Origin of the sequence: Allorhizocola rhizosphaerae (assembly GCF_003426775.1) — a bacterium.
GTDB classification, from domain to species: domain Bacteria; phylum Actinomycetota; class Actinomycetes; order Mycobacteriales; family Micromonosporaceae; genus Allorhizocola; species Allorhizocola rhizosphaerae.
Window position 1 is genome coordinate 1 of the sequence record NZ_QJUG01000384.1, and the last position, 4,296, is coordinate 4,296.

1 protein-coding gene is annotated in these 4,296 nt (G+C 70.3%); it reads right to left on the reverse strand.

The window, feature by feature from the left end:
* The coding region (locus tag DM816_RS40470; protein WP_162908363.1) for a type I polyketide synthase at positions 1–4,257 on the reverse strand (4,257 nt) is incomplete at its 3' end.
* Between the last annotated feature and the right edge of the window lie 39 nt (positions 4,258–4,296).

Here is a 4,296-nt window from a genome sequence, read left to right on the forward strand (position 1 = left end):
CAACCGCTGCGCCTGAGCACGCAACGCCGCACCAGACCGCCCAGACACCACCCACGGCACCACCACACCCGACCCAGACGACTCCCGCACCACCACACCCGACCCAGACGACTCCAGAATCACATGCGCGTTGGTGCCACTGACGCCGAACGACGACACCGCCGCACGGCGCGGTGCACCGGTCTCCGGCCAGGGCCGCGCGGCATGCAGCAGTTCCACGGTGCCGCTCGACCACTCGATGTGTGGCGACGGCTCGTCGACGTGCAGCGTCCGGGGCAGCAACCCGTGTCGCATCGCCATGACCATCTTGATCACACCGGCCGCCCCCGCCGCGTGTTGGGTGTGCCCCAGGTTGGACTTCACCGACCCGAGCAGCAGCGGCCGGTCCGCCGGCCGCTCCCGCCCATACGTGGCCAGCAATGCCTCCGCCTCAATCGGATCACCCAACCGCGTCCCCGTGCCGTGCGCCTCCACAGCGTCCACATCGGACGGCGACAACCCCGCCGACGCCAACGCCTGCCGGATCACCCGCTGCTGCGACGGACCGTTCGGCGCCATCAGCCCATTCGACGCACCATCCTGATTCACCGCCGAACCACGCACCACCGCGAGCACCTCATGGCCACGGGCACGAGCCACGGACTCCCGTTCCAGCAGAAGCATCGCCACGCCCTCGGCCCAACCCGTCCCATCCGCCGCAGCCGAAAACGCTTTGCAGCGCCCGTCCGGCGCGAGCCCGCGCTGGCGGCTGAACTCGACGAACAGCGTGGGCGTGGACATCACCAACGCGCCACCGGCCAGCGCCATGTCGCACTCGCCATTACGCAGCGCCTGCGCGGCCAAATGCAACGCCACCAACGACGACGAGCACGCCGTGTCCAAAGTGATCGCCGGACCGGTCAGCCCAAGGTGGTACGCGACCCGGCCCGAGGCGACGCTGTTGGCGCTGCCCGACAGCAACTGGCCCTCGAAGGCCGGCATCCGCGCCAGGATGTTGCCGTGGTCCTGGCTACTTACGCCCACGAACACACCGATCTGACCGCCGCGTGCGGCCTGCGGATCGACACCGGCGCTTTCGAGACTCTCCCATGCCGTCTCCAGCAACAGCCGCTGCTGCGGGTCCATGCTCAGCGCCTCACGCGGCGAGATGCCGAAGAACTCGGCGTCGAACCGATCGATGCCCGAGACGAAGCCGCCCTGCCGCGTGTAGCTCTTGCCGGCCGCATCCGGGTCGGGGTCGTAGAGGGCGTCCACATCCCAGCCCCGATCGGTGGGGAAATCGCCGACCGCGTCCACACCGCGAGACACCAGGTCCCACAACTGCTCCGGGCTGTCGATGCCACCGGGCAGGCGGCACGCCATGCCGGTGATGACGATCGGGTCATCGTCGGTCGCCGCCGGTGCCGGCACGGGCGCGGCAACCGGTGCCGACCCACCCAGCTCGGTATCCAGCAGAGCCGCAACGGCTTGCGGTGACGGATAATCGAAGATCAATGCGGCGGGCAGTCGCAACCCGGTGACCGCGTTCAGCTGGTTGCGCAGCTCGACTGCGGTCAGCGAATCGAAACCCAGATCCTTGAACGCCCGGTCGGCCTCCACCGCGTCGGTGTGCGCATGCCCGAGCACTGCGGCGACCTGGCCCCGTACCACATCAATCAGCATTTTGGCTCGGTCTGCATCGGACAGTCCGGCCAAGCGCTCTCGCAAGGCCGACGAGCCGCCTTGCCCACGGCCTGCCGCCGCCCGGCGCGGGGTCGTCCGGACCAGGCCCTTCAAGACCGCGGGAGGGTTGTCCATCGCCCGCAGCGCCGACAGCTCCAGCCGCATAGGCAGCACCGAAACGTGACCCTGGGCCAGCACGATGTCGAACAGGCGCAGGCCCTCGTCCTCGGGCAGCGGCGACATGCCGGCCCGAGCGATGCGGGCAAGGTCGTTGTCCGACAGCCCCGCCGTGATGCCGCCCGCCTGCGCCCACAGCCCCCAGGCCATCGACACCGCAGGCAGCCCGGCCGCACGGCGCTGCATCGCGAGCGCGTCCAGATATGCGTTGGCGGCCGCATAGTTGGCCTGCCCGGCGCCGCCGAACACGCCAGCCGACGAGGAGTAGAGCACAAACGCGTCGAGTTCGTGGTCGCGAGTGAGTTCGTGAAGGTGCCATGCACCGTCCACTTTGGGCAGTAGCACCCGGTCGAGCTGCTCGGCGGTCATCCCGACGGCGACGGCGTCGTCGAGCACGCCCGCCGTGTGCACGACCGCGCGCAGCGGGTGGGCCGGGTCGATTCCGGCCAGCAGTGCGGCCAACGCGTCACGATCGGCGGTGTCGCAGGCCGCGATGGCCACGTCGGCGCCGAGCGCGGTGAGATCTGCGCGCAGTTGGCCGGCACCAGGTGCGTCCAGACCCCGGCGGCTGGTGAGCAGCAGCCGGCGCACGCCGTGCGCGCTCACCAGGTGCCGAGCGAGCAAGGCACCGAGGCCACCGGTCGCGCCGGTGATCAACACCGTGCCCTCGGCCGGCCAGGTGACCGGGGTCTGCGCCTCGTCGGTGCCCACGCGGGCCAGCCGACCGGCGAGCACCTGCCCGTCGTGCAGGACCAGTTGCGGCTCGGCCGTGGCCAGAGCAGCGGAGAGATCGCCGTCGCCGTCTATCAGGACGAACCGGCCCGGGTTTTCTGTTTGGGCGGTACGAAGCAGACCCCACGCGGCCGCGAGGGCCGCATCCGGGGTCGTTCCCATCGCGCCACGGGTGCGCACGACCAGCCGTGAACCGGCGTTGCGGTCGTCGCCGAGCCAGCGCTGCACCAAGTCAAGCGCCTGCCGGGTAACTTGCCGGACGCGCTCCGGTTCCGGGCCGGGTCCCGGTGCCGGTAGCTCGGTCAGCTCGGTCCGGTCGCCCGGATCCGTTGTAGCCGCGGAGATCGGCACGGGCACCCAATCCAGGCGGTAGAGATTTTCATGGTACGTCCGGCCGGCCCCGCGCAACGCGTCGGCGGACACCTGCCGGGACAGCAGCGACTCCACCGTGACCACCGGCGCACCGGTCTCGTCGAAGGCGTCCAGCGCCACAGTGTCCGATCCGGACAGTCGCAGGCGGACCTTGAGCGCGGCAGCGCCTCCCCGGTGCACGGTCACCCCGGACCACGAAAACGGCAGGCCGCCCGGCAGATCTTCGCCGGAAACCCCGCGCAGCAACGGATGCAGCGACGCGTCCAGCAACGCCGGATGCAGGATGAACCGGGCCGCGTCGGGGCGCACCGCCTCGGGAAGGGCCACCTCCGCGTAGATCGTCGTGCCCGCGCGATACACGCGGCGCAATCCCTGGAACGCGGGCCCGTAACCGTGGCCCTGGCCGAGCAGCCTCTCGTACACGCCGTCCACCGGGATCTCCTGGGCCCCAGCGGGCGGCCACAGCCCCATCGCCGGACCGGGCTCGGATGCGGCCGCGCCGAGCAGGCCGCTCGCGTGACGAGTCCAGGGCTGGTCCTCGTCGGCGCGGGAGTGGATCGTCAGCTCGCGCAGCCCGCCGGCATCCGCCGCACCGACTACCACCTGCAACTGCACCGGGTTGGCGCCGGTCAGCACGAGCGGCGTGGCGAGCGTCAATTCCTCAACACGGTGACACCCCACGTGGTCGCCGGCGCGGGCCGCCAATTCCAGCAGCGCGGTGCCCGGGACCAGCACGGTGTCGAGGATGGCGTGGTCGGCCAGCCAGGGGTGCGACTGCGTCGAGACGCGGCCGGTCAACACGACCGTATCGCCCTCGGCGAGCTCCACGGTCGCTCCGAGCAGGGGGTGACGCGCCGAGCCGAGACCGGCGGAGGCCACATCACCCGCGCCCGCCGGGGGAAGCAGCCAGTACTTCTCGTGCTGGAAGGCATACGTCGGGAGGTCGACTTGGCGTGCCCCGCTACCTTCGTACACCGCAGTCAGGTCGACCGGCCCACCTCGGGCGAGCACACGACCGACGCCGGACCAAAGTGCTTGCGCCTCCGGCTGATCCTTGCGCAGCAACGGCACGGCCACCACGTTGTCGGGCAGGAACTCTGCGGCCATCCCAGTCAGCACCGCATCCGGCCCGACCTCCAACAACGTGGACACACCCCGATCCACCAAAGTGGACACGGCATCGGCGAACATCACCGGCCTGCGGACGTGATCCACCCAATACTCCGGATCGGTCACCTCCCCACCGGACACCATCGGAATCCGCGGCTGGTGGAAGCTCAGCGACTCCACCACTGTGCGGAAGTCAGCCAGCATCGGCTCCATCAACGGCGAATGAAACGCATGACTGACCCG